The organism is Sphingomonas sp. AC435 (assembly GCF_979253005.1).
Genome location: NZ_CEEDCJ010000003.1, coordinates 404,562 through 429,952 on the forward strand (window position 1 = coordinate 404,562; position 25,391 = coordinate 429,952).

At 68.2% G+C, this 25,391-nt stretch carries 26 protein-coding genes and 1 tRNA gene; 18 read left to right on the forward strand and 9 right to left on the reverse strand.

Features of this window, described 5'->3' with window-relative positions:
• Positions 1–94: 94 nt before the first annotated feature.
• The gene (locus tag AC0CH8_RS08350; RefSeq protein WP_465239476.1) at positions 95–934 is read right to left on the reverse strand and encodes an N-formylglutamate amidohydrolase; all 840 of its coding nucleotides are present in this window, start codon (positions 932–934) and stop codon (positions 95–97) included.
• Between the two features lie 133 nt (positions 935–1,067).
• On the opposite strand from AC0CH8_RS08350, the gene cpdR reads away from it, so the two are divergent.
• Complete coding sequence (gene cpdR / locus AC0CH8_RS08355) at positions 1,068–1,442, forward strand: cell cycle two-component system response regulator CpdR (protein ID WP_204195880.1); 375 nt, start codon at positions 1,068–1,070, stop codon at positions 1,440–1,442.
• A 49-nt stretch (positions 1,443–1,491) separates the two neighbouring features.
• A tRNA-Val gene (locus AC0CH8_RS08360) sits at positions 1,492–1,566 on the forward strand.
• A gap of 19 nt (positions 1,567–1,585) precedes the next feature.
• On the opposite strand, the gene AC0CH8_RS08365 is transcribed toward AC0CH8_RS08360, so the two are convergent.
• From AC0CH8_RS08365 to AC0CH8_RS08375, 3 genes are read right to left on the reverse strand one after another with little or no spacing between them, the layout of a single operon-like run.
• Positions 1,586–2,854, reverse strand: coding sequence for an adenosylmethionine--8-amino-7-oxononanoate transaminase (locus AC0CH8_RS08365; protein WP_465239477.1), 1,269 nt, complete (start codon positions 2,852–2,854; stop codon positions 1,586–1,588).
• Positions 2,851–3,474: a dethiobiotin synthase gene (gene bioD / locus AC0CH8_RS08370; RefSeq protein ID WP_465239478.1), complete on the reverse strand. Its 624-nt coding sequence runs from the start codon at positions 3,472–3,474 to the stop codon at positions 2,851–2,853. The genes AC0CH8_RS08365 and bioD overlap by 4 nt, the downstream gene beginning before the upstream one ends.
• Positions 3,471–4,595, reverse strand: a complete 1,125-nt coding sequence (locus AC0CH8_RS08375) for an 8-amino-7-oxononanoate synthase (RefSeq protein ID WP_465239479.1) — start codon at positions 4,593–4,595, stop codon at positions 3,471–3,473. Before AC0CH8_RS08375 ends, bioD begins: the two co-directional genes overlap by 4 nt.
• A gap of 239 nt (positions 4,596–4,834) precedes the next feature.
• Between AC0CH8_RS08375 and AC0CH8_RS08380 the strand changes: the two genes are divergently transcribed.
• The 3 genes from AC0CH8_RS08380 to treS all read left to right on the forward strand — a co-directional run bounded on the left by AC0CH8_RS08380 (position 4,835) and on the right by treS (position 10,452).
• A complete protein-coding gene (locus AC0CH8_RS08380; protein ID WP_465239480.1) occupies positions 4,835–5,143 on the forward strand; it encodes a DUF2934 domain-containing protein in 309 nt (102 codons plus the stop codon).
• Positions 5,144–5,218: 75 nt separating this feature from the next.
• Positions 5,219–7,240 carry an alpha-1,4-glucan--maltose-1-phosphate maltosyltransferase gene (locus tag AC0CH8_RS08385; RefSeq protein WP_465239481.1) on the forward strand — a complete coding sequence of 674 codons (2,022 nt, stop codon included), beginning with the start codon at positions 5,219–5,221 and terminating at the stop codon, positions 7,238–7,240.
• Positions 7,237–10,452, forward strand: a complete 3,216-nt coding sequence (treS, locus tag AC0CH8_RS08390; protein WP_465239482.1) for a maltose alpha-D-glucosyltransferase — start codon at positions 7,237–7,239, stop codon at positions 10,450–10,452. The genes AC0CH8_RS08385 and treS overlap by 4 nt, the downstream gene beginning before the upstream one ends.
• A gap of 98 nt (positions 10,453–10,550) precedes the next feature.
• On the opposite strand, the gene AC0CH8_RS08395 is transcribed toward treS, so the two are convergent.
• Together AC0CH8_RS08395 and AC0CH8_RS08400 are read right to left on the reverse strand one after the other, a co-directional pair.
• A complete protein-coding gene (locus AC0CH8_RS08395) occupies positions 10,551–11,150 on the reverse strand; it encodes a glycine zipper 2TM domain-containing protein (protein ID WP_465239483.1) in 600 nt (199 codons plus the stop codon).
• A 168-nt stretch (positions 11,151–11,318) separates the two neighbouring features.
• Positions 11,319–11,627, reverse strand: coding sequence for a glycine zipper 2TM domain-containing protein (locus tag AC0CH8_RS08400; protein ID WP_055841471.1), 309 nt, complete (start codon positions 11,625–11,627; stop codon positions 11,319–11,321).
• A gap of 184 nt (positions 11,628–11,811) precedes the next feature.
• On the opposite strand from AC0CH8_RS08400, the gene AC0CH8_RS08405 reads away from it, so the two are divergent.
• From AC0CH8_RS08405 to nadA, 10 genes are all read left to right on the forward strand, one after another.
• The gene (locus tag AC0CH8_RS08405) at positions 11,812–12,450 is read left to right on the forward strand and encodes a trimeric intracellular cation channel family protein (RefSeq protein ID WP_465239484.1); all 639 of its coding nucleotides are present in this window, start codon (positions 11,812–11,814) and stop codon (positions 12,448–12,450) included.
• Entirely contained in the window at positions 12,447–13,781 is a 1,335-nt protein-coding gene (locus AC0CH8_RS08410) for an FAD/NAD(P)-binding protein (protein ID WP_465239485.1), read from the forward strand. The genes AC0CH8_RS08405 and AC0CH8_RS08410 overlap by 4 nt, the downstream gene beginning before the upstream one ends.
• Positions 13,782–13,859: 78 nt before the next feature.
• Positions 13,860–14,183: a DUF1476 domain-containing protein gene (locus AC0CH8_RS08415; protein ID WP_204197488.1), complete on the forward strand. Its 324-nt coding sequence runs from the start codon at positions 13,860–13,862 to the stop codon at positions 14,181–14,183.
• A 4-nt stretch (positions 14,184–14,187) separates the two neighbouring features.
• Complete coding sequence (locus tag AC0CH8_RS08420) at positions 14,188–14,418, forward strand: BolA/IbaG family iron-sulfur metabolism protein (RefSeq protein ID WP_465239486.1); 231 nt, start codon at positions 14,188–14,190, stop codon at positions 14,416–14,418.
• Between the two features lie 27 nt (positions 14,419–14,445).
• A complete protein-coding gene (gene grxD / locus AC0CH8_RS08425; protein ID WP_204197490.1) occupies positions 14,446–14,772 on the forward strand; it encodes a Grx4 family monothiol glutaredoxin in 327 nt (108 codons plus the stop codon).
• A gap of 534 nt (positions 14,773–15,306) precedes the next feature.
• Entirely contained in the window at positions 15,307–15,675 is a 369-nt protein-coding gene (locus AC0CH8_RS08430) for a BlaI/MecI/CopY family transcriptional regulator (protein WP_465239487.1), read from the forward strand.
• Positions 15,672–17,246, forward strand: coding sequence for a M56 family metallopeptidase (locus AC0CH8_RS08435; RefSeq protein WP_465239488.1), 1,575 nt, complete (start codon positions 15,672–15,674; stop codon positions 17,244–17,246). The genes AC0CH8_RS08430 and AC0CH8_RS08435 overlap by 4 nt, the downstream gene beginning before the upstream one ends.
• A 63-nt stretch (positions 17,247–17,309) precedes the next feature.
• Positions 17,310–18,164, forward strand: a complete 855-nt coding sequence (locus AC0CH8_RS08440; protein WP_465239489.1) for an MBL fold metallo-hydrolase — start codon at positions 17,310–17,312, stop codon at positions 18,162–18,164.
• On the forward strand, positions 18,146–18,901 hold the full coding sequence (locus tag AC0CH8_RS08445) for a DUF4230 domain-containing protein (protein WP_465239490.1): 756 nt from the start codon (positions 18,146–18,148) through the stop codon (positions 18,899–18,901). Before AC0CH8_RS08440 ends, AC0CH8_RS08445 begins: the two co-directional genes overlap by 19 nt.
• On the forward strand, positions 18,898–19,896 hold the full coding sequence (gene nadA, locus AC0CH8_RS08450) for a quinolinate synthase NadA (RefSeq protein WP_465239491.1): 999 nt from the start codon (positions 18,898–18,900) through the stop codon (positions 19,894–19,896). The genes AC0CH8_RS08445 and nadA overlap by 4 nt, the downstream gene beginning before the upstream one ends.
• A 10-nt stretch (positions 19,897–19,906) precedes the next feature.
• Here the strand turns inward: nadA and AC0CH8_RS08455 are convergent, their stop codons facing one another.
• Positions 19,907–21,061, reverse strand: coding sequence for a diguanylate cyclase domain-containing protein (locus AC0CH8_RS08455; protein WP_465239492.1), 1,155 nt, complete (start codon positions 21,059–21,061; stop codon positions 19,907–19,909).
• Between the two features lie 165 nt (positions 21,062–21,226).
• On the opposite strand from AC0CH8_RS08455, the gene nadC reads away from it, so the two are divergent.
• The 3 genes from nadC to AC0CH8_RS08470 all read left to right on the forward strand — a co-directional run bounded on the left by nadC (position 21,227) and on the right by AC0CH8_RS08470 (position 23,254).
• Positions 21,227–22,069 carry a carboxylating nicotinate-nucleotide diphosphorylase gene (gene nadC / locus AC0CH8_RS08460; RefSeq protein ID WP_465239493.1) on the forward strand — a complete coding sequence of 281 codons (843 nt, stop codon included), beginning with the start codon at positions 21,227–21,229 and terminating at the stop codon, positions 22,067–22,069.
• Between the two features lie 70 nt (positions 22,070–22,139).
• Entirely contained in the window at positions 22,140–22,541 is a 402-nt protein-coding gene (locus AC0CH8_RS08465) for a hypothetical protein (RefSeq protein ID WP_465239494.1), read from the forward strand.
• Entirely contained in the window at positions 22,538–23,254 is a 717-nt protein-coding gene (locus AC0CH8_RS08470; RefSeq protein WP_465239495.1) for a ribonuclease T2 family protein, read from the forward strand. The genes AC0CH8_RS08465 and AC0CH8_RS08470 overlap by 4 nt, the downstream gene beginning before the upstream one ends.
• A 22-nt stretch (positions 23,255–23,276) precedes the next feature.
• Here the strand turns inward: AC0CH8_RS08470 and AC0CH8_RS08475 are convergent, their stop codons facing one another.
• Together AC0CH8_RS08475 and AC0CH8_RS08480 are read right to left on the reverse strand one after the other, a co-directional pair.
• Positions 23,277–23,666: a DUF4112 domain-containing protein gene (locus tag AC0CH8_RS08475; RefSeq protein WP_465239496.1), complete on the reverse strand. Its 390-nt coding sequence runs from the start codon at positions 23,664–23,666 to the stop codon at positions 23,277–23,279.
• Between the two features lie 51 nt (positions 23,667–23,717).
• Positions 23,718–25,184: an ABC transporter substrate-binding protein gene (locus AC0CH8_RS08480; protein ID WP_465239497.1), complete on the reverse strand. Its 1,467-nt coding sequence runs from the start codon at positions 25,182–25,184 to the stop codon at positions 23,718–23,720.
• Positions 25,185–25,391 lie beyond the last annotated feature (207 nt).

Sequence of the window (25,391 nt, forward strand, 5' to 3'; positions counted from 1 at the left end):
GTCCCCCCTTTCGCGAGGCCGTACGACACGCTTTTAGCGTGTCTCCTCCCTGAACCTTGGCCACCTCGTACGCTTCGCGCTGCGGGGTGGTTTTTTATTCGGCGGCCAGCGCCAGCGGTTGCGCGAGTGCTTCATCCGCCAGCGCGTCGATCACCGCACGCACCATCGCCACGACCACAGACAGGCCCGGACCGACATCGTCCAGCCGCGCATCGAGGTACAGGCTGCGGTCGATCTCGAGCTGGACGGCGTGGATGCCCAGCGCGGGCCGGCCGTGCGCCTGCGTCACGAAGCCGCCGGGATAGGGGGTGTTCAGCCCGTGCAGCAACCCCGTCGCCGCCACCGCGGATTCGACGCGTGCCGTGAAGCGCGATCCCGCTGCGCTGCCGAACCGGTCGCCGATCACGATCCGCGGCTGCATTCGGCCGAGCGATGGCATCGAATGCAGGTCGAGCAGCACCGCTGCCCCGAATCGCGCCTGCGCCGCCGTCAGCGCCTCGTCCAGCGCAGCATGATAGGGGCGGTGATCCTCCACCAGCCGCTGGGTGATCGCCGCGCCGGAGAACCGCCCGCGCCAGATGTCGCCCACGCCGCCCGCCCGTCGCGGCACGAGGCCCAGGCCGCTGCGCAACTTGGCTGACGGCACCGCCGGCAGCGGCGGCGCGCCGGCATCCACGCGGGGGTCGCGCTCGTCCTCGCTGCGGTTCAGGTCGATCCACGCGCGTGCGCGCCGCTGGATCAGCATCGTCTCCACGCCGCATGCCGCCAGCGCGACGGCATCGACCCGCCGATCTTCCAGGCTGCGCAGCGAAGCGACCGGCACGCGCAACGCGTCGATCAGCGCCGCTGGATACTCGCGCCCGGCATGCGGCACCGACACGACCACCGGCGAGGCGGGCGGCCAGGCGCCGTGGCGGTCGAACGAAAGCTGCATCGGGCACCATGCTATCGCGGCATCCGGGCAAGGGGAAGGACCGTCGCGGCCGTCCGACGTGGTGAGCCTTTCGACTGGAAATCTTAACCGTCCCGTGGCTACATCGGCTCGACGACGAGGGAAGTACCGAGCGATGATCCGAATCCTGCTGGCCGAAGACGACCAAGTGATGCGCGAATATCTGACGCGCGCGTTGCAGAAGTCCGGCTATGCCGTGACCGCGGTCGATCGCGGCACCGCCGCGCTGCCCCTGATCCAGACGGAATCCTTCGACCTGCTGCTGACCGACATCGTCATGCCGGAAATGGACGGCATCGAACTGGCGCAGCGTGCTGGGGAGGTTTCGCCCAATCTGCGCGTCATGTTCATCACGGGTTTCGCCGCCGTCACGCTGAAGGCCGGCAAGGCGATGCCCAACGCCCGCGTCCTGTCCAAGCCCTTCCATCTCCGCGACTTGGTGGCCGAGGTCGATCGCCTGTTCGAGACGGATCTCGCCGGGCTGAATTAGGCGCTTGCGCTCCGCGGCACCCGCCGCTAGAGGCGCGCTTCCCCTTTGTGGGCGTGTAGCTCAGTGGTAGAGCACTGTGTTGACATCGCAGGGGTCGCAAGTTCAATCCTTGCCACGCCCACCATTCAAAAAGCCTCGGTATCCTACTGGATCCCGGGGCTTTTTTGCGTCTGGAGGACCGCCTCGCCAAGCGCGTCGTAGATGCGATCGAGGTCGGCATCGTCGATGCAGTAGGGCGGCATGACGTACAGCGTGTTGCCAAGCGGGCGCAGCAACAGGTCGGCGTCGCGGAACTGCGCCAACAGCCGCGGGGCAAGCGCCGACAGATAACCAGCGTCCGGCACCTCCAGATCGAGCGCGGCGATCGTGCCGAGCGAGCGGGCATCGGCTACACCGGGCAACGCCGCCAGTCGGTCGAGCCGTGCGGCCTGCCGCGCGGCCAGCGAGGATACCCGCTCCCCCACCGGTTCGTCACGCCAGATCGCCAGGTTCGCGACTGCGGCGGCGCACGCGATCGGGTTGGCGGTGTAGCTGGACGAGTGGAAGAACATCCGCGCGCGGTCGTCCGACCAGTGGCTCTGGTAGATGTCTTCGCTCGCCATCGTCACCGCCAGCGGCAGGCTACCGCCGGTCAATCCTTTCGACAGGCACAGGATATCGGGTGCGATCTCCGCCTGTTCGCAGGCGAGCAGCGTGCCGGTGCGGCCCCAGCCGGTCATCACCTCGTCGGCGATGAACAGCACGCCGTGCCTCGCGCAGATCGCGTGCATCGCGCGCAACGTGTCCGCGCCGTACATCAGCATCCCGCCCGCGCCGAGCACCAGCGGTTCGACGATGAACGCCGCCGGCTGCGTGCGACACGCCGCCTCCAGCGCCTCCAGCGTCTCCTGCTCGTGACCCGCCGTGGGAAAGGGGATGACGGCGACATCGAACAGCAGCGGCGCATAGGCGGCGCTGAACACCCCGCGTGCGCCGACCGACATCCCGCCGACCGTGTCGCCGTGATAGCTGTGCTGCATCACGACGATGTGGGTCCGCGGCTCGCCCCGGTTCGCGAAGTGACCCAGCGCCATCTTCAGCGCGACCTCGACGCTGGTCGAACCCGAGTCGGAAAAGAACACACGCGTCAGCGACGGGGGCATGATCGCCAGCAGTCCGAGCGCCACGTCTTCGGCGGGCTGATGCGTCCAGCCAGCGAAGATGATCTGGTCCAGCCGCTGCGACTGCTCGGCGATCGCCGCCATGATCCGCGGGTGGCCGTGACCGTGCGTCGTCACCCACCAGGACGAGATCGCATCGACGATCCGGCGACCGTCGTCGGTATGCAGCACCGCGCCCTCGCCGTGCGTGACGAGCGGGATCGGCTCGCCCAGCCCATGCTGCGTGAAGGGATGCCAGATCGGCGAACTCATGCGAAATCCTCGATGTCGAAGTTCGCCGCGAACGCCGCGCGCAGCGTATCCGCATCGAGCATTGGGAGGCGGGGCAGGCGACCGAGCCGCTTCACTTGGCCGATCCGGCAGATCGTCGCCTCGCTATCCTCGACGGCCTCGCCCGAAAACGCGACGCCGAGAACGGCGATGCCGCGGTGGCGGAGCGCCTCGATCGTCATCAGGCTGTGATTGATCGTGCCGAGCCCCGTGCGCGCGACGATCACCACCGGCTGCGCCCACTTCGCGAACACGTCTGCATACAGCAAGTCGCTCGCCAGCGGGACGAGCGCGCCGCCCGCACCCTCCACCACCAGCGGCCGGTGCAGCGGGAGCTCCAACCGGTCGGGATCGATCGTCACGCCGTCGATCGCGGCGGCGCGGTGGGGAGAGCAAGGCGTCGTCAGCCGATATGCCTCGGACAGGATGTGCGCGGCCGGCAGTCCAGACAGCGACGCGACGCGCGCGGCATCGCCGTGGTCGAGGTCGCCCGCCTGCACCGGCTTCCAGTAGTGCGCGGCGAGCGCGCCGGCGAGGGCGGCGGCAAACACCGTCTTGCCGACATCGGTATCGGTGCCCGTGACGACGATCGCGTGGTTCACCGCAGAACCTCCTCCAGCGTGTCGGCCAGCCGCTCGATATCGGCGGTGTCGATGTTGAGCGTCAGCGAGATCCGCAGCCGCGCCGTTCCCGCCGGGACCGTCGGCGGGCGGATGCCGCGCACGTCCAGCCCCGCCGCCTGAAGCGCCCCCGCCACGCGCATCGCCCGCGCGTCCTCGCCCAGCACCAGCGGCAGGATCTGCGAACCCGTCGCCGTCGCGCCGAGCGGCGACAGCAGGCGCTCCGCCGTGGCGATGCGTTCGGCCAGTGCGGTGCGGCGCTCGGGTTCGTCGGACAGGATATGCAGCGCCTCCCGCACCGCCGCGGCCATCAGGGGCGAAGGAGCGGTGGAAAAGATGAAGCCCCGCCCGCGGTTGACGAGGAAATCCGTCACCACGCGCGGTCCGCAGACCAGCGCGCCTTCGCAGCCCAGCGCCTTGCCGCAGGTGTGCAGGCTGACGACGCGATCGCCCCGTGGCAGGTCGCCGAGCAATCCGCGTCCGTCCGGCCCGAACACCCCCGTCGCATGCGCTTCGTCGACGATCAGCACTGCGTCGTATCGGTCCGCGACCGCGGTCAGCGCGTCCAGCGGCGCGCCGTCGCCGTCCATGCTGTAGAGGCTCTCGACCACGATCCACGGCGTCCCGACACCGCCAGCGACCCGCCAGCCCGCGATCGCGTCGGCAAACGACTGCGCGTCGTTGTGGCGCGCGATGACCCGTGGCGCGCGGGCGAGGGCCATGCCGTCATGCGCGCTGGCATGGATCAGCGCGTCGTGGACGATCAGGTCGCCCCGCTGCGGCAGCGTCGCGAGCAGGGTCGCATTCGCAGCGAAGCCGCTGGAGAAATACAGCGCCGATTCCGCGCCGAAGAACGAAGCCGCCTCCGTCTCCAGCGCTTCGTGCTCCGGATCGTTGCCGCGCAGGAGCCGCGATCCGCCGGACCCGATCGCCACGCCGCGCCCGATCGCCGCCGCGACCGCATTGCGTAGGCGCGGCGATCCAGCCAGCCCGAGATAATCGTTCGAGGCGAAGTCGATGCCCGCGCGCGGATGCAGGCTGCGGTACCGATCGCGCTCCGCCAGCGCGGCGAGATCACGGCTATGCGCGGCGAAGGGCGTCATATCGGCCCGCTGATCGTCGTCGTCATCGTCGTCCCCGCCCCTCCGGTCGCGGCTCCTACCAGCATCGGCGGCGAAGGCCAGCCGTCCGCCCTCCCGCTATGGACTGCCGCTACGGCACGCGAGAGCGGCTCACCCCATACGTATGTGGTCGTGCCGCAATTGACGCGGGAACCGGGAGGTGTTCGGATTATTTCATCCTGAGGGGGCGTCCACCGTCCCGAGACTCGATGGAGCAGAGCATGTCCGACGACCGCCATGACGCGATTCGCACCCGCGCCTACCAGCTTTGGGAAGAGGAGGGCCGTCCGCACGGTCGCGACGAGCATCACTGGCATGCGGCGTCACAGGGGGGCAGCGGCGACGCCTCCGAACCCGCCACCTCGGCGGCGGGGGACGAAGCCGGCGGTGACTTGACCGAGGAACTGCAGGCCGGCTCCCCGCCCGCCCGCAAGTCGCGCGCCGCGAAGCCAAAAGAGCCACCACAGACGACCGCCGCGGAGCCGACCGCGAAGAAAGCCCGCTCGCCGAAAGCAAAATCGGCGAAGTAGCCGACCCTTCCGCCGACTTCAGACGTTCGTAGGGTCGCGCGGGCGGTTGCCGGCGGACCGGAGGGGAATTTGTTGATGCCTGATGCCACCCAGACGACGCGCCACAGCGCGCTCGATCCGATTCTGCTGATGCCCAAAACCGACGCGCTGGATCGTGCGACCAAACCGGCAGAGCGGCTGGTGATCGACACGATCGCGCCCAGCGTCGACGGCGGCTGGCCGGTCAAGCGGATCGCCGGCGAAGCGGTGACGGTGGAGGCGAACGTCTTCACCGACGGGCATGAGCAACTCGCGGTCGAACTATTGTGGCGGCCCGCCGACGAGACCGAATGGCGCGCGGTGCGGATGGCGGCGCTGCCGACCGATCGCTGGCGCGCGGTATTCGTGCCCGAACGGCTGGGCCGGCACGAGTTCGCGGTCGAGGGGTGGCTGGACGTGTTCGGCGGCTTTCGGCGCGATTTCGCCAAGAAGCTGGGTGCGGACGTGGCGCAGCCGGTCGATTACATGGAGGGCCGCGGCATCGTGCGTGCGGCGGCGAAGCGCACCGGCAATGCCGAGCTTTTGCGCTGGGCCGACCGTGTCGATGCCGGTGACGATGCGCGCGAAGGGGCCGAACTGCTGCTGGCGGACGAACTCGCGCGACTGATGACGGCGGCGGACGACCGGCCGCACCGGTTGCGCTCGGCGACGGTCCTGATCGATGCCGAACGCCTCGCGGCACGCTTCTCCAGCTGGTACGAGCTGTTTCCCCGCTCGCAGGTCATCGATCCGACGAAGCACGGCACGTTCGACGATGTCATCCCGCGCCTCCCGCAGATTCGCGACATGGGCTTCGACACGCTGTATTTCCCGCCGATCCACCCGATCGGCAAGACCAACCGCAAGGGTCCGAACAACACGCTGACGCCGGGGCCGAACGACCCCGGCAGCCCCTACGCGATCGGCTCGGAAGCCGGAGGTCACGACGCGGTGCATCCCGAACTCGGCGGGTTCGAGGCGTTCGCGCGGCTGGTGGAGGCGGCGAAGGCGCACGGGCTGGAGGTCGCGCTGGACTTCGCGATCCAGTGTTCGCCGGATCACCCCTGGCTGAAGGATCATCCCGGCTGGTTCGCATGGCGACCCGACGGGTCGATGAAGTATGCGGAGAACCCGCCGAAAAAATATCAGGACATCGTCAACGTCGATTTCTACGGCCCCGACGCGATCCCGGGCCTGTGGGTCGCGTTGCGCAATGTCGTGCTGTTGTGGATCGAACACGGCGTGAAGGTCTTCCGCGTCGACAATCCGCACACCAAGCCGCTGCCGTTCTGGGAGTGGATGATCGGCGAAGTTCGCGCGCAGCATCCCGACACGATCTTCCTCGCGGAGGCGTTCACGCGGCCGACGATGATGTACCAGCTGGCGAAGGTCGGCTTTTCGCAAAGCTACACCTATTTCACGTGGCGCGACCGCAAGGACGAGCTGACCGAGTATATCGAGGAACTGACGACGGAGGCTCCCAAGGAGTTCTACCGGCCGCATTTCTTCGTCAACACGCCAGATATCAACCCGGTCTATCTCCAGACCTCCGGCCGGCCCGGCTTTCGCATCCGCGCCGTGCTCGCGGCGACGCTGTCGGGCCTGTTCGGCGTCTATTCCGGCTTCGAGCTGTGCGAGGCCGCGGCGATTCCGGGCAAGGAAGAATATCTCGACAGCGAAAAGTACATCGTCAAGCCGCGCGACTGGAACGCACCGGGCAACATCACGATGGACATCGCGATGCTCAACCGCATCCGTCGCCAATATCCGGCGCTTCAGACGCATCTGAATACCAAGTTCTTCGTCGCCAACGACGACAACATCATCTGGTACGGCAAGCCCGATCCGGACGGAAAGGGGATCATCTGCGTCATGGTCAATCTCGACCCGCACAACGGCCATGAATGCAATTTCCAGATTCCGCTCTGGGAGCTCGGGCTGGACGATAATGCCAGCGTCGATGTCGAGGATCTGGGCGAGGGCTGGCGCTTCCGCTGGTACGGGAAGGATCAGTTCATCCGCATCGAGCCCGACCAGCCCTATCGTATCTGGCGCCTGACGCCCGGAGGTTTCGCATGAGCGAGTTGCAGTCGGACGCCGTCACCGATCCGATGAAGGACCCGCTCTGGTACAAGGACGCGGTGATCTATCAGGTCCACGTCAAATCCTTCTACGACAGCAACAATGACGGCATCGGCGACTTCAAGGGGCTGTTGCAGAAGCTGGATTACATCGCCGACCTCGGCGTGACCTGCATCTGGCTGCTGCCCTTCTATCCCAGCCCGCGGCGCGACGACGGCTACGACATCGCCGCGTACGAGGACGTGTCCCCCGATTACGGCACGATGGAGGATGCGACCGCGTTCATCGCGGCGGCCCACGATCGCGGCATCCGCGTCGTCACCGAACTCGTCATCAACCACACGTCGGACCAGCATCCGTGGTTCCAGGCCGCGCGCAAGGCCCCGCCGGGATCGCCGGAACGCGCCTTCTACGTCTGGTCCGACGACGACAAGCTCTACAGCGGCACCCGCATCATCTTCCTCGACACCGAAAAGTCGAACTGGACATGGGACGATGAAGCGGGCGCGTACTTCTGGCACCGCTTCTATTCGCACCAGCCCGACCTGAACTTCGACAATCCGGCGGTGCTGGAGCAAGTGCTGCGCGTCATGCGCTTCTGGCTCGATCTCGGCGTCGACGGGCTGCGGCTGGACGCGATCCCGTATCTGATCGAGCGTGACGGCACCTCGAACGAGAACCTGCCCGAGACGCACGACGTCCTGAAGAAGATCAGGGCCGCGCTCGACCGTGAATATCCTGACCGGATGCTGCTCGCCGAAGCCAATATGTGGCCGGAGGACACACAACAATATTTCGGCGACAGCGCCGCGGCGGGCGAGGCGGGCGACGAGTGCCACATGGCGTTCCACTTCCCCCTGATGCCGCGCATGTACATGGCGGTGGCGCAGGAGGATCGCTTCCCGATCACCGACATCATGCGCCAGACGCCCGATATTCCGGCGAACTGCCAATGGGCGATCTTCCTGCGCAACCACGACGAACTGACGCTGGAGATGGTCACCGACTCGGAGCGGGACTATCTCTGGAACACCTATGCCGCCGACCGGCGCGCGCGGATCAATCTCGGTATCCGCCGCCGCCTCGCGCCGCTGATGGAGCGGGACCGTCGGCGCATCGAGTTGATGCACGCGCTGCTGCTGACGATGCCGGGCACGCCGGTCTTGTACTACGGCGACGAGATCGGGATGGGCGACAACATCCATCTCGGCGACCGCGACGGCGTCCGCACGCCGATGCAATGGTCGCCCGACCGCAACGGCGGCTTCAGCCGCGCCGATCCGCCGCAACTGACGCTACCCGCGATCATGGACCCGCTCTACGGCTATCAGGCGGTGAACGTGGAGGCGCAGGAGCGCGACGGCCATTCGCAGCTGAACGCGGTCAAGCGCATGCTGGCGGTCCGGCGCGAGCATCCCGCCTTCGGCCGGGGGACGCAGCGTTTCCTGCGCCCCGCCAACCGCAAGATCCTCGCCTACATCCGCGAATATCAGGACGACCGCATCCTGTGCGTGTTCAACCTCGGCCGCACCGCGCAGGCAGTGGAACTGGACCTTCAGGAGCATGAGGGGCTGACCCCGGTCGAACTGACCGGCGGCGTGGCGTTTCCGGCGGTCGGGCCGCAGCCCTATGTGCTGACGCTGCCGCCCTACGGCTTCCTGTGGTTCGTGCTCAGCGATCAGGCGAACGCGCCGGCGTGGGCGACCAGCGCGCCGTCGCTGGAGGTGGAACGCTTCACCTTCGTGCTGCGGCCGGAGCTGGAGGACGTGACGATCGGCTCCAACCGCTCCGTGCTGGAGCGCGACGTGCTGCCGACCTACATCGCGCAGCGCCGCTGGTTCGGGGCCAAGGACGAGGCGCTGAACGAGGTGCGGCTGATCCGCTGCGATCCGTTGCCCGGCGTCGAGGACCTGCTGCTCGCGGAGATCGAGGTCGAGACGGATCGCGGCGCCTATCGCTACTCCCTGCCGCTGGGCATCGCGTGGGAAGGCGAGACGCAGGGGCGTTTCGCGGGCAGTCTGGCGATGGCGCGTGTCCGTCGCGGCCGCCGCGTCGGCCTGCTCACCGACGGCTTCGCGGTCGGCGAATTCGCGCGCAGCGTGCTGGGCGGAATGATCGCCGGCACCACCCTGGGAGAGGGCGATGCCGCACTGTCCTTTACCGGTTATGACGGGCTCGACGTGCAGCCGGACGAAGCGGTCGAGTGGCTGACCGCGGAACAGTCCAACAGCACGATGGTGCTGGGCGAACGCGTCGTCCTGAAACTGCTGCGTAAGCTGGAAAGCGGCATCCATCCCGATGCGGAGATGGTCCGCCATCTCGTCGCGCAAGGGTTCGAGGCGGTGCCGCCGATATTGGGCGAGGTTCGCCGGATCACCGACGACACGCTGCTGATGATGGCGCAGCGGTTCGTCCACAATCAGGGCGACGGCTGGCAGTGGACGCTGGCGACGCTGGAGCGGCTGGCGATCGCCGACGAGTCGACCTTCGCCAATTACCGCACCTTCGCGGAGACGTTGGGCAAGCGGCTGGCGCAGATGCATGCGGTGCTGGCCCGCCCCAGCGACGATGCGGCGTTCGCGCCGGATACGATGTCGGGGGAGGGTGCGGATCGTCTCGCCGCCGACGTGCTCGCCGATGTCGAGAACGCGCTGGCGCGGATCGCCGATGCGCACCTGAGCGGGGAAGCGGCGGAGTATCTCCTGGCCCGCCGCGACGCGCTGATCGCCCGAGTGCGCGACGTAGCCCGTGCTACCGCCGGCGAACGGCTGACGCGCATCCACGGCGACCTGCATCTGGGACAGGTGCTGGTGACCGGCGGCGACGTGATGCTGATCGATTTCGAGGGTCAGCCGGCCAAGCCGCTCGCCGAACGCCGCGCCAAGGATCTGGCCCTTCGCGACGTGGCGGGCATCCTGCGCTCGTTCGATTATGCCACCGCCGTCGCCGATCGCTCGCGCCCGCCGGGGCCGGACACCGAGGCGCTGCGGGCCGAGCATCGCTACGCATCCTTCTGCCACAATGCGCGCGAGGCATTCCTCGATGCGTATGTCGCGGAGGCGGGCGAGGCGCCGGATGCCGCGCGGCTCGACCTGCTGCTCGTCGCGAAGGCGGCGTACGAAGTTGGTTACGAAGCCGCAAATCGGCCCGACTGGATCGAGGTTCCAGTCGACGGCCTGTTCCGCGCGGGACGACGCCTGATCGGGTAGGCCCGATTCTCCGTCATTGCGAGCGTAGCGAAGCAATCCAGGGCGTGGTGCGTTGCCCTGGATTGCTTCCCCTTCCTGATCTCGCAGAGGCGCGAGGATCAGCGGCAGACGACCTGCCCGCGATCGACCGACTGACCGAGCAGAGCGCCACCGCCCGCACCGATCAGTGTGCCGAGCAGGCGCGACCCGCCGCCCGCAATGAGGTTGCCGAGCGCACCGCCCGCGAGGCCACCGACGATCAGGCCGGTCGTGCCGTCGTTCCGGCGGCAGTAGTACCGTCCGTTGCCGCCGCGATAGATGCGGTCGTTGCGGCCGAGCCGGCGCGGCTGGTAATAGCTGCCGTCGCGGTAGTAGCGATCCGCGTAATAGGTGCGCTGACCCCGCTCGAACCGGTTATAGTCGTAGTTGCGATAGCCGCGCCAGTCGCGCGCATCCTGACGACGGTCCTTGCGAATGTCGCGCAAATCCTCGCGGCGGTCCTTGCGCGCGTCGCGGACCTCGTCGCGATATTCGCGGCGGGCGTCGCGCACGTCGCGGCGACTGTCGGCGTTTCGCAGGTCGCGCTGATAGTCACGTTGCGCATCGCGGACTTCGTTGCGGTATTCACGATTGGCCTGATAGCGGTTGTCCTGCGCCATGGCAGGCATCGCCGTAAACGTCGTTGCGGCCAGTACGGCCGACATGATCGCGATACGCATGAAATACTCTCCGTCTTGTGATGTGATTCAAACCGTCAGGCCAGCTTTGTAGTTGCGTGAACCAAAAACTACGTCGTGTTCACTTGGCCGACAGTTCGTGGAAGGTTCGCAGACGCAGAAAGGGGCGCCGCGACTGTATCGCGACGCCCCTTCCGTGTCGGTCACACCTTAGCGGCAGCGCTTGTTGCTGCTGCCCCGGTCGATCTCGCGGCCGGCGAGGGCACCGGCGGCGGCACCACCCAGCGTCCCGATCGTACGGTCGCCACGCGTGTCGATCGTGCGGCCGAGCAGGGCGCCGGCAACGCCGCCGACGACCAGACCGGTGGTGCCGTTTGGTTTGCGGCAGCGGACGCGGCCACGATCGTCGCGCCACTCGCGATACTTGTACCGGCGCTGCGCGTCAGCCGTGCTGACCGTCACCATCAGGCTCGGGGCGACCATCGCGGCGCATCCCAGTGCGAGCATCATCTTACGCATTTTACACTCCCTCTCGAAAAGTACGCAGCCGAAACGTCCTCCGGGGCAAGGCGGTTGCATGAACGGAAAACAACGTTCGGGTTCGTTCCCGTTCAGGAACGATTTATCCCCATGATCCACGTTATCCACAGGCTGTGGATCATCGCCGGTTGCCGGTGGCCCGGATGCTTTATAGGCGGGCGGCATGTTGCCGCCCGTCCTCTCCGCACCCGTCATCCCGCTGATCGCGCCGTGGGTCGACCTTGCGGGGCTGGCGGTGTTCGCGGCATCCGGCGCACTGGCGGCGGCGAAGCGGCAGCAGACGTTCGTGACGCTGGCGTTCTTCGCGCTCATCACCGGTGTCGGCGGTGGAACGATGCGCGACCTGTTGATCGATGCGCCGGTGTTCTGGGTCCACGACGCGCGCGTCGCGGCGCTGTGCCTGTTCGTGGCGGTCGTGATCTGGGTGACGCCGCAGCGCTGGTGGTCCGACACCGCGCTGGCATGGTTCGATGCGGTCGGGCTCGCGGCCTACGCCGTCTACGGCGCGGCGAAGGCGATCGGGTACGGCGTGCCGCCCGTACCCGCCGCGGTGATGGGCGTGCTGACCGCGTGCGTCGGCGGCATCATCCGCGACGTGCTTGCAGGCGAGCCGTCCATTCTGATGCGGCCGGAACTGTACGTGACCGCCGCGGCGCTGGCATCCGGCCTGTTCGTGACGCTCGTGCAGTTCGATACGCCGATCACGGCGGCGGCGGTGATCGCAGCATCGGCCGGGTTTGCGCTGCGGGCGGCGGCCCTGCGGTGGCGACTGGCGCTGCCGGCGTATGGAGGTGACGCATGACCGATCGCGTGGTGATCGTCGGTGGCGGGTTCAGCGGCACGCTGCTCGCCATCAACCTGCTGCGCTTCGGCGGACCGGACGCCGTGCTGGTAGAGCGTGCCGGCGACCGGATCGCGCGCGGCGTAGCCTACAGCGCGACCGAGCCCGCGCACCTGCTCAACGTGCGCGCCGCCGGAATGAGCGCGTTTCCCGACGATCCCGGCCATTTCGTAAAGTGGCTGGAGGCCCGCGATGCGGGGGGTGCGCAGGCCTTCGTGCCGCGGCTCCTGTATGGCGCGTACCTGCGCGAGACGCTGGACTCGGTTCGCGATGCGCGGCTGACGCTGATCGAGGGCGATGTCGTGGACCTCGGTGCGGACGGCGTGATGCTGGCGGACGGTCGTCGCATCGCCGCGGAGAGCGTCGTGCTGGCGACGGGGAACCTGCCGCCGCACACGCCGCCGGGAGTCGATCCGACACTGCTGAGGAAGGGCAGTTATATCGACGATCCGTGGCGATCGCGCCCGGGCGAGGGGCTGGGTGCGGACGACAGCGTCATCCTGCTCGGCACCGGCCTGACCGCGATCGACGTCGCGCTGCAGCTCGACGCGAGCGGCTTTGCCGGCTCCATCGTAGCAATGTCGCGTCGGGGCCTGCGACCGCGGCGGCACCGCGACGGGCTGCCGCCACCTCAGGGCGAGACGGACCTGCCCGGCGTGCCGTTGTCGGGGATCGTCCGGCAGCTGCGCGATCGAGCGGCCACTGAGGGGTGGCGCGCGGCGGTCGATGCGATGCGCCCGATCACGCAGCGGCTGTGGTCGGCCAGCGACGCCGCTACGCGCAAGCGCTTCCTGCGCCACGTCCGTCCGTTCTGGGACGTGCATCGCCACCGCCTCGCGCCGGCCGTCGCCGACCGCATTGACGCGCTGGTGGAGAGCGGCCGGTTGCGCTTCGTCGCGGGCAAGGTCGCGACGGTCCAGGCGGACGGCGAAGGTGTGTGCCTCCACTGGCGTCCGCGCCACGGCGACGCGGTAGAGACGCTGCGCGCGGCGCGTATCGTCAACTGCACGGGGCCGCAGGGCGACCTGACGCGGACCGACGACACGCTGCTGCGGACGCTGGCGACGCGCGGAGCGATCCGGCCCGATCCGCTGCGACTGGGCATCGACGTCGATGCGCAATCGCGCGTGGTCGATCGATCGGGGCAGGCGCAGGACGCGCTCTGCTGCATCGGGCCGATGACGCGGGGCGGTCTGTGGGAGGTGGTGGCGGTGCCCGACATCCGGCGACAGGCCTGGGATCTCGCGCGGCGGCTGAGCCACGCGCAATGGGTGGGCGGCGAGGGGCTGTAGCGCGACTCCGTTGCGCAGCCGGTCCGGCCGCCCTATCTCCGGGAGACTACGCCGCATCACGAAAGGGACACCGCGCCGATGACCAGCTTCGAGGACCGCCAGCGAGCTTTCGAGACGAAGTTCGCGCGCGACGAGGAGATGGCCTTTCGCATCATCGCGCGCCGCAATCGGCTGCTCGGCGTCTGGGCGGCGGAGCAAATGGACCTGACGCCAGCGGAGACGGACGCCTATTGCAAGGCGGTCGTACAGGCCGATTTCGAGGAAGCGGGCGACGAGGACGTGATCCGCAAGCTGATGGGCGACCTGACCGCGGCCGGCGTCGAGACCGACGAGGGCATCGTGCGCCGCGCGCTCGATGACCGTTCGATCGAGGCGCGCCGCCAGTTGATGGAGGCGCAGTAACACCGTGCCGATGGCTGCCGACGATATCGCCGCGCTGATCCGCGCCGCCATTCCCGATGCGGCGGTGGAGATCACCGACCTGGCCGGGGATGGCGATCATTACGCCGCGCGCGTCGTGGCGAAGAGCTTTGCCGGAATGAGTCGTGTGGCGCAGACCCGCGCCGTCTATGCCGCGCTTGGCGGCCGGATGGGCGGCGAACTGCATGCGCTGCAACTCACCACGGCGATTGGCTGAAGACCGTATGACCCAAGGATGACCGAGATGACCGACGACGCACAGGCCCGCATCGACGCGGTAGTGAAGAACAACGACGCAGTGCTGTTCATGAAAGGCAGCCCGCTGTTCCCGCAATGCGGCTTTTCCAGCCGCGCGGTGGCGATCCTGAACCACCTCGGCGCGGAGTTCGAAAGCGTCGACGTGTTGCAGGATCAGGGCATCCGTCAGGGCATCAAGGCCTATTCGGACTGGCCGACGATCCCGCAGCTGTACGTGAAGGGCGAATTCGTCGGCGGATCGGACATCATGATGGAGATGTACGAGAGCGGTGAGCTGGCCGCCCTGTTCGGCGCGGAGCAGCCCGCGGACTGATATTCCGACTGGGAGTGTGCGATGCTCCCGCGAACGACAGCGGCGGGTGAGGATGATCGCCTGTCGCCGATCCGCACCGCCGGGGGGGGGGGGCATCGCCACGTGGCGCGTTTCCCGTGTCCATCTTGTCCAGTGTCGTGGGCTCGCGGTTTGGCGACCACCGCCCGATCGTCTCGCAGCAAAGGCGCTTGTCGTCGTCGGTCCGGCTGTCCGCGACGTTCGAAGGCCGCTCGGCGGGCTTGGCCCCACGCTTTAGCATAGGCGAAGAGCCGGGTGCGGGTGGATCGGCGCGAGACCGTGCGAGCGTCCGATCCACCCTGCTGAAAGCGCTGACGCTTCGGCTGTACCTATCCTTGCAGCGCGCGTGCCAATTCCGCGGAATCGCCCGTGACTGCGGGGCGAAGCGGTTAACGGTCATTGCCGGAGGATCAGAGGTGTAAGGTCTGCCGACGGGGCTGGCCGTCACCTGCGGCAACCTGATTGACTACAGCCGTAATCGATGCGATTACAGCCGTAGTCGATTAGGAGTGAGTCGTGACCGAACGCATCAGCGATGCCGAGCATGCCGTTATGGAGGTGCTGTGGGAAGAATCGCCTTTGACCGCGAGCGATGTCGCCGACCGGGTCGATCCCGCGAAGGGCTGGAGCGGCAATACCGTCAAGACGCTGCTGGGTCGTCTGCTCGCCAAGAACGTCATCGCGCATGAAGAGGACGGTCGCCGCTACCTCTATCGCCCGGTCGTCGCGCGGGAGGATTACGTGTCCGGCGAATCGCGGCGACTGATGGACCGGCTGTTCGGTGGTCGCCTGACGCCGCTGGTCGCGCATCTCGCCGATCGCGACGAACTCACCCAGCGCGATATCGCCGATATCGAGGCGATCCTGAAGGAGTTGAAGGCATGAACGGCTTCGACGTCACGGGTTGGGCGGTGGAGGCGCTGATCGCGTCGACCCTGTTGATGATCGCGGTGCTGCTGGCGCGGGGTCCCGTCCGACGCGCCTTTGGGCCGCAGGTGGCGTATGCGCTCTGGGCGCTGCCGGCGCTGCGACTGTTGTTGCCGCCGCTGCCCGCCGACTGGCGCGAGCAGGCGGCGATGCCGATCACCCGCGCCAGCGAGGCGGTCACGGTGCTGATCGTGCCTGCGCGCCTCGCGCCGGTGACGCGTGCGCCCGCTGCGGTTGCCGCGGTCGAGCCGTCGCTGTGGTCCAGCTTGCCCTGGGGGATGATCGTCGCCGCTGCGTGGGTGCTGGGTGCCGCCGCGTTCTTCGCCTTCCACCTCGTCAATCATCGCCGGTTCTGCGCGCGCGTTCTGTCGGAGGCGAAGCTGGTCGACAAGGTCGGCGGCATCCGCGTGATCGAAAGCGCCGCCGCCAGTGGCCCGCTCGCCTTCGGTACCGGCCTGGGCAAGAGGGGCCGCCGCTTCGTCGCCTTCCCGCGCGATTTCGCCGATCGCTACGACGCGGACGAGCGCGAACTGGCGCTGGCGCACGAACTGGGTCACCACGCCCGCGGCGACCTGTTCGCCAACTGGGCGGCGCTCGGCGTGCTCGCGCTGCACTGGTTCAACCCGGTCGCGTGGCGGGCCTTCCGCGCCTTTCGCTGCGATCAGGAACTGGCGAACGACGCCCGCGTCCTCGCCGGCCGCAGCCGTACCGACCGCCACATCTATGCCTGCGCCATCGTCAAGGCGGCGCATGGTGGCGCGGTGTCCGCCGCCTGCCACCTTCACACCATCGCCGATCTGAAAGGGAGACTGAAGATGCTGACCAACTCGCGCGTCTCGCGCACCCGTTTGATGACCGGCGCCGCCGCCGTGCTCGGCCTCGTCGCCACCGGCCTCGTCGCCACGGCATCGGGCACCCGCGCCGCCGCCGCCGTGACCGGCACGATCGAGGCCGCGACGGGCGTGAAGATCGTCACACCGCCGGCTCCACCCGCGGCTCCCGCTCCTGCCGCCCTCAACGTCAAGCGCGTCGTGATCGTGAAGGATGGGAAGACGCGGGTGTACGAGGGGGCCGAGGCCGATCGCTACGCCGCTACCCACGCGTTGCCGATCCCGCCGGTACCGCCGGTTCCGCCCGTGGCACCGCAAGGTCCCGTGCCTCCCGTGCCGCCGGTTCCCCCCGTCGCACCCGCTATGCCCGAGGTGAATATCTCCTCCGCCAATTGCGGATCGGGTGAGGCACGGGCGTTCGTCATCACACGCCGCCAGAACGGCCGCGATGCGACCGTTATCTGCAACGACCGGATCGCCGCCGCGGCCCGCGCCGGCGCGCTGTCGGACTCCGATCAGCACGATATCCAGCGTAAGGCGATGAATGCCGCCCTCGCCAGCCTTTATGCCACCCGCGCCTCGCTGGCGGTGAACGGCGCTATGCCGGAAGAGGGCCGTCAGGAGGCCGTCGCCGGCATCGATGACGCGATCGTCGAACTGAAGGGCGAGATCGCCGATATCGGCAAGGACAAGGACTGACCCTCGTGAGCGGCTGGCGGGTCGGGGTTGCGCCCCGGTCCGCCAGCCGCCATTTCAGTCGCGATGGCACAACATCCCACCGGCGTCGCGATGCGGCTGGACCCTCTGGTCACCCGCATCCTCGCGCCCAACGCCTCCGCCTATACCTATACCGGCACGCAATCCTATCTGGTCGGCGACACCGACGTCGCGGTGATCGATCCCGGTCCCGACGATCCTGCCCATCTCGCCGCGCTGATCGCCGCGATCGACGGCCGAACGGTCACCGCGATCGTCGTCACCCACCACCACCGCGATCATAGCCCCGCCACCCGCCCGCTCGCCGCCGCGACCGGAGCGTCGATCATCGGCGCCGCACCGGTCTCGGTCAGCGGCGAGGGGGGTGCCGACGCAGCGTTCGATGCCGACTATGCGCCCGATCGCGTTCTTGCCGATGGAGAGGACGTGGCCGGCAGCGGCTGGACCCTGACTGCACTGGCAACGCCCGGCCACACGTCCAACCACCTCTGCTTTGCGCTGCCGGAGAGCGGCGTGCTGTTTTCCGGCGACCATGTCATGGGCTGGGCGACGAGCGTCGTCTCGCCGCCTGACGGCGACATGGGCGCGTATATGAGCAGTCTCGAGCGGCTGATGGAGCGCGAGGACCGCGTCTATTATCCCGGCCACGGCGACATCGTCGAAAGCCCGCGCCGGCTGGTGCGCGGTATGCTGGGACATCGCAAACAGCGTGAGGGACAGATCCTGCGACTGCTGGGCCATGGCGAGTCGCCACTGGAGACGATGGTCGCGCGCATGTACGCCGGTCTCGACCCGCGGCTGATGCGCGCCGCCGAACGGTCCGTACTCGCGCACCTGTACGACTTGCGTGGCCGCGGCATGGTCGCGGAGGAGGGCGAGACGTGGCGGATCGCGGCATGACGCCCGACGTACCAACGCCGAACCCGCAGCCGCCGGTTCGCAGCGGTGGCGGCATCGGCGCGTTCCTCGTCAAGGCGACCGGTGTCGTCCTGATCCTCGTCCTCGCGGTGCTGCTGGTGCTGTGGGGCGTGCAGCGATACGTCACCGAGCGTCTGACGCCCGATCCCGTGACCGTCGCCAGCGCCAGTTTGGAAGGGTTGCGCGAGCAGAACCGGCTGTCCGCTTTCGCCGCGCGTTTCGTAGCGGTCACCACCTCCACCCAGTCGCAATACGGCCTGTCGACGAAGAAGACGCTGATCATGCCCGGCATGGTCCGGTACGAGGTCGACCTCGGCAAGCTGACGCCGCGCGACGTGGCGTGGGACGCGAAGACATCGACGCTGTCGGTGCGCCTGCCGCCGGTGGAGGTCGAGGGTCCGCAGATCGACCTGACGCAGATCCGCGAGTACGGCTCGGGCGGGTTGCTGACGACGTTCACGGATGCGGAGTCGCGGCTGGACGAGGCGAACCGCCGCGCCGGGCAGATCGAACTGGTGCGTCAGGCGAAAGCCGCGCCGATGATCCGCATCGCGCGCGACGCGACCCGCCGCGCGGTCGAACGCAGCTTCGCGATGCCGCTCAACGCCGCCGGCGTGCCCGCCAAGGTGCAGGTACGCTTCGCCGACGAACCCGTCGCCAACGACGAACGCTGGGATGTCTCGCGCTCGCTGGAAGACGTGCTAGGGAACCGCCGATGACGATCCAGACCTCCTTCACGGGCGTGGACATCCGCGCCGAGATCGACCGCCTCCGCAAGGAGCGCAACGCCGTGATCCTGGCGCATTATTATCAAAAGCCGGAATTGCAGGATATCGCCGACTTCGTGGGCGACAGTCTCGACCTGTCGAAGAAGGCGCAGGCCACGGACGCGGACGTGATCGCGTTCTGCGGGGTGCGCTTCATGGCGGAAACCGCGAAGATCCTGAGTCCGCAGAAGATCGTGGTGCTGCCCGACATGGATGCCGGCTGTTCGCTGGAGGACAGCTGTCCGCCGGACCAGTTCGCCGCATTCCGCGCCGCGCATCCCGATCACATCGCGCTGACGTACATCAACTGCTCGGCGGAGGTGAAGGGCCTGTCCGACGTGATCGTCACGTCGTCGTCGGCGGAGGCGATCCTCGCGAAGATCCCACCCGAACAGAAGATCATCTTCGGCCCCGACCGGAATCTCGGCGGCTATCTGGCGCGCAAGACCGGGCGCGACCTGCTGCTGTGGCCGGGCGTGTGCATCGTCCACGAGGCGTTCTCGGAAACCGAGTTGTTGAAGCTCAAGGCGCAGCATCCGGGCGCGCCTGTTGCCGCGCATCCGGAATGCCCGGCAGTGATCCTCGATCATGCGGATTACGTCGGATCGACGCGGGGTATCCTGGAATATGCGAGCGCGATGCCCGGCGGAACGCTGATCGTCGCGACCGAGCCGCACATCATCCATCAGATGGAAAAGGCGATGCCGCACAAGCAGTTCATCGGCGCACCGGGCGCGGACGGTAACTGCAACTGCAACATCTGCCCGTACATGGCGCTGAACACGATGGAAAAGCTGTACGTGGCGCTGCGTGATCTGGAACCGCGGATCGAGATCGAGGAGGGCCTCCGCCTGCGCGCGAAGAAGAGCCTCGATGCGATGCTGGCGATGGCGTCGGGAACGGTCGGGCAGGGCGATCTGGGACCGGCGCGGGTGACCGGGGACTGAGGTCCGTTCCCTAAAGCCCCGCAATCTCCAGCTGCGCTTCGGTCCCGATCGCGCCGTCCGCCAGCCGCGCATCGCCGCCCAGCGCCTTGATCCGGTACAGTCCGCCGTCTGCGCGCTTCATGAGTTCGCTGAGCGAGGCGTTCGCGTCGGGCAGGGCGATGCCGATGCTGCCGCCCGACTGGATCACGGCATCGTTTAGCCGGTACGGCCGGCGCAGCGCCTGCGAAATCGCATCGCCGATCGCCAGCGCCTCGTCCTGCGTCGTGGCCGCCGCCAGCACCACGAACTCGTCGCCGCCGGTGCGGGCCGCCAGCGCCTCCGGTCCGATCGTCCCGCGGAGCCGCGCCGCGACTTCCAGCAGCACCGCGTCGCCCACGGCATGGCCATGCGCGTCGTTGACCTGCTTGAACCCGTCGAGGTCGATGTAGAACAGCGCATGGCCGCGTCGCGTCGCATGGCCCTGTTCCAGCCCGGCGCGATTGCACAATCCGGTCAGGGGATCGTGCAGCGCCCGCTGCTGGCTGTCGAGTTCCGCCTCCATCGTCTTGACCAGCATGCGGTTGAGCCGGAACGCGCTCGTCGCCATGCTGAAGCTGAAGAACGGGAGCTGGATCAACACGACGAGCAGCACCGGCTCGCGTGACAGCGGTGCGGCGACCGCGCACGGCCCCAGGATCATCAGCAACTGCACGATCGCGAAGCGCGGCGCGGAATAATTGCGCAGGCACGCGCCTCCCGCCATTGCCGCCACAGACAGGCACACGATCGCGATCGTCCGCCAGTCGCCGTGCTGGATCGTGATGAACCCGCCATATCCCAGGCTCGCCGCCCAGAGCAGGGTGAGCAGCATATACAGGTCGGTCGGCGTCGATCGCCCCTGTGCGGCCCGGCGCAGCGACAGGGTCAGCGCCGCCAGCCGCGTCAGGCAGATGACGAGTTCCGCCACGAACCAGATGTCGAAATGCACGTCGTTGTCGTGATGAAGCGCGACGACCCCGGCGGTGACGATGGAATTGACCAGGGCGGCGAAATAGACCGGCAACGATCCGAACAGCGCCCCCAGCAGCGCGCCGTGCAACGCAACGGGGGTCGTCATGCCCGGTGACGCAAGCCAGCCGAGCAGGCGCACGCGCGGAGGCGTGAAGGTGTCGTTCCTGCCCGTCATCCCGCCTGCCCCGTATCCGCAGCGTGCCCACGTGACACTCTGCGCCGTCCCTCGCCCGATCGAGCCATTCTGGGCGAATCGGGTTAACAATGTCTGTCGCAGATCGCCGCCGCCCGCTAGATGGCGACGCACCCAATCCATCCTTTTCCTGTTCGGAACAGCGCAATGACGATCCCGCATGGCTTCGACGCCGCATCCTTCGTGCGTGCCACGCTGGCGGAGGATCTGGGCGAGGGGGGCGACATCACCTCCGCCGCGGTCATCCCCATGGACGCGCGCTTCGCCGGCGTGATGGACAGTCGCGACGCGATCGTCGTCGCGGGGCTGGACCTGGCGGAGGCGTTCTTCCGCACGCTCGACCCCGAAGTCGGGATCGAGCGAATCGTCGACGACGGCCAGCGGGTCGCGGCGGGCAGCGATCTGCTGCGCCTGACCGGCAACGCGCGGGCGCTGCTGACCGCCGAGCGGTCCGCGCTGAACACCGTGCAGCATCTGTCCGGCATCGCCACGCTGACGGCGACCTATGTCGATGCGATCGCCGGGACCGGTGCGACCCTCCTCGACACGCGCAAGACGATCCCAGGCCTGCGCGTGCTGGAGAAATACGCGACGCGGATGGGCGGTGCCACCAATCACCGCATGGGGTTGTGGGATGCGGCGATGATCAAGGACAATCACGTCGCGGTCGCCGGCGGTATCGCGCCAGCGGTGCGTCGGGCCGTCGAGGCGGGGATCGCCCGCATCATCGTCGAGGTCGACCGCATCGATCAGATCGCACCCGCGCTGGAGGCGGGGGCGACGCACCTGCTGCTCGACAATATGGCGCCGCCGATGCTGCGCGAGGCGGTGGCGCTGGTCGGTGGACGCGTTCCCACCGAAGCGTCGGGCGGCGTCCGCCTCGACACGATCCGCGCCATTGCGGAGACGGGCGTGACCTACATCAGCGTCGGCCGCCTGACCCAGTCCGCGCCCGCCGCCGACATTGGGCTCGACTTCGCGCTGGCCTGAAGCGGCGTACGATCCGCTTTGCGGGACTGGTGCGCGCGGCTATCGTGGCGGGCGAACAGGAAGGGAAACGATGCGACCGAAATCCGTGGTGCAGTCCGAACGCATCTACCTCGTGGCGACCATATTGTTGCTCGCGAGTTCGCTGATGGTCTGGCCCGAACTGATCGCGGTCTACGGGATCGGACTGGCGGCGGGGGTCACCGCATTCACCGTCGGCGCTTTCCTGCTGCTGATCCTGCTGAGCACGAGAAGGGGCAGCAACGTGTCGCGCTGGCTGCTGACGATCCTGACCGTCATCGGGACGGCGTCCCTGCTGTATCAGGTCGCGACCGCGCAGCTTGCGTTCGGGATGCTCGGCGTGGTCAACACGGTACAGGTCGTGTTGACGATCGTCGGCGCGGTGCTGCTGTTTCGGCCGAACGCCGGTATCTGGTTCGCGCGCGGGCATGACGACTGGGAGGAAGACCAGTGATCCGGACCCTCGTAATTGCGGCAACGCTGGCGAACCTGCCGGTCGCCGCCGGCGCGCAGGCACTGCAATGCCAAATCCCGACGCGCGTGGATCGCCCGCGTCCTGACCTTCCGTCGCGCAGCCAGCCGACCCGCGTAGTGCCGATCGGCAGCTATACGCTCGCGATCACCTGGTCGCCGAACTACTGCCGGGAGCATGCGCGCGACGCTTCAGCGCGCTTTCAGTGCGGCAGCGGAGGAAATCGCTTCGGCTTCACGCTGCACGGCCTATGGCCGGACGGGGAGGGGAAGCAGTGGCCGCAATATTGCCGCCCGACCGCGCTGATCCCGGCACGCGTCATTCGCACCACGCTCTGTTCGACCCCATCGGCGCAGCTGCAGCAGCATGAATGGGCCAAGCACGGAACCTGCATGCCCGGCTACAGCCCGGCGCGGTATTTCGCCCAGTCGACGCGGCTATATCGCGGGCTGCGTTACCCGGACATGGATGCGCTGTCGCGACGGCCAGTGACAGCGGACGGGCTGGCGCAGGCGATCGCGCGCGTCAATCCGGGTCTGCGGGCCGACATGATGCGGATCACCGCCGATCGTCAGGGCTGGCTGGACGAGGTGTGGTTATGCCTCGACAAGCGGTTCGGCTTCACCCGCTGTCCGGCGCATCAGGGCGGGCTTGCGCCGACATCGCAGCTGCGGATTTGGCGCGGGCGGAGCTGACCTCTCCGTCACGCGGGCGGCGTCAGCCCTCCACCGTCGCCGTACCGGGATGATGCTTGTCGAGGTGGCGTCGGATGATGCGCAGATTGCGTGTGTTCGACCGGAAGAAGAAATCCGCCGCATCGCCGACGAACGGCACCAGACCGAGCACTGCATCGAACCCGACATTGCCCATCATGCGGGCGAGCTGGAACTTCGACATGCCGAGGTTCCGCGCCTCCCACACCACCCAGCTGCCGAGCGCCGCTGCCGCGACGTCACCGACCACGGGTACCAGTCCCAGCAGGAAGTCGAGGCCGACCGGCCGGTTGATCCCGGGTACGGTGAAGCTGCGTTCCAACAGCTTCTCCATCGCCTCGATCCGGCGACGCACCGCAGCGGCGTCACGGCCGAGCGGCAGTTGGTCGAACATCCGTGGGTCGATGCGGGGCTGAGGGCGGGCAGCGTGCGTGTCCATACCCTGCTATTTGGGATCGGCGCGTAACCGGTTCAACGGGTGCCACGACCGCGCGTTGCCGCTCCACGCCGCCAGTCGGCTGGACACCAGGGACCAGCGTAGCGGCTGGGCGAGCGGGATGAACGCGGTGTCGGCGTTCATCGCGGCATCGGCGGCGGCGATCCCCTCCGATCGCGCGCTGAGCGTCGGGGCATCGCGCGCCGCCTCCAACGCCGCAACCGCGGTCAGGTCACAGGGGCGACAGGCCGTCGCCAGATACCAGCGTGCGCTATCATAGGGTGCGACCTCGTCCACCAGCGTCAGGTCCGCTGGAGCATCTGGCGCGACCCGCGTCGCACCGACGCCGATCGTCCCGAACGAGGCGGCGAGCTGCGCGAACAGGATCGTCGACCCCGGGCCGGTGGGGAGCGCGATCGACACCGTCACCAGCCCGCCCGCTTCCTGCCCCGCCGCCGTCGCACTCCACGCCGCGACCCGTGCGCGGGCCGCCTCGCGCCGCTGGTCGAGCGTCAGCAGCAGCCATTCCGGCACCTGCGGCGGCGCGGCCGAATCCAATGCCTCCGGCAGGATACGGTCGGCGGGTTCCCACTGGGGCATCACCGCAGCCGTCAACGCCGCGCGGTCGATCGCCTCCGACAGCGCGGCGCGGTTGAGCGGATCGGCGAGGAAGCCCCCGCGCCGCGTCACTGCCAACCCGAACAGCCCCGCTGCCGGATCTGTCCTAACGACATTGCGCGGCAGATCGACGGTTGCGAGCAGCGGCCAGTCGACATAGCGTCCGCCGTTGACCAGATCGGACCGGTTGCGCGCGAACCGCAGGATCGCCCGCGCCGCGCGCTCCCCGATCAGGTGCACGCGTTCTTCCGGGGCGATCTCGTTCTGGTCCTCGGGATCGGCGAGGCCAGGGTCGAATGCCGGCTGCAACAGCGGCGCGGTACCCGCCGACGCGATCCGCATCGGGCCGCTGCCGATCGCCGGACCCGGCCGGATCAGCGCCATTTCCGGCTGCGCGAAGATTTTCAGCAGATCGAGGCGTGGGCGTTTCAGCCGCAACTCGATCACCTGCGGCGTCATCACCACCGCTTCGTCTACTGCGGTCAGGAACGGCGCGAGCGGATTGGCCGTGCTGGCGATCCGCCGCTGGATCAGGCGCACGATCTGCTCCGCGGTCACGCGCGATCCGTCCGCCCAATAGGCTTCGCGCAGCCGAAAGATGTAGCTGGTGCCGCCGTCGATCACGATCCAGCGCTCGGCCAGACCGGGTTCGATCTGCCCCGCCGCATCGAAGCGCACCAGCCCCTGGCCGATCGCATCGACCAGCAAGCGCGACGGCAGGTTGGCGGACGACCGCGCCTCCGGGTTCGTGCCGATCGCGCTGACGACGACGGGGCCGGAGTCCGGCCGTCGCTCGCAGCCGGTCGTCAGCGCGAGCGTCGCTGCCAGCCACCACCGATGTGCGATCCGCCGCGTCATCGGGCCTCCTTACACAAGCGGCGCGGGGATGCGTAGCGGGAGCGGTCGGGAGATGATTTTCCATTGAGCTGATCGTCATGCCGGGCGTATCCCGGCATCCACTGCTCCGCGTCACCACCGTTCGGCGAGCGCGCGGGAACGTGGATGCCGGGGCACGCCGGCATGACGCAGGGTCGGCAGATGGTCGCTAGGCAGAAGCGCCGGGTG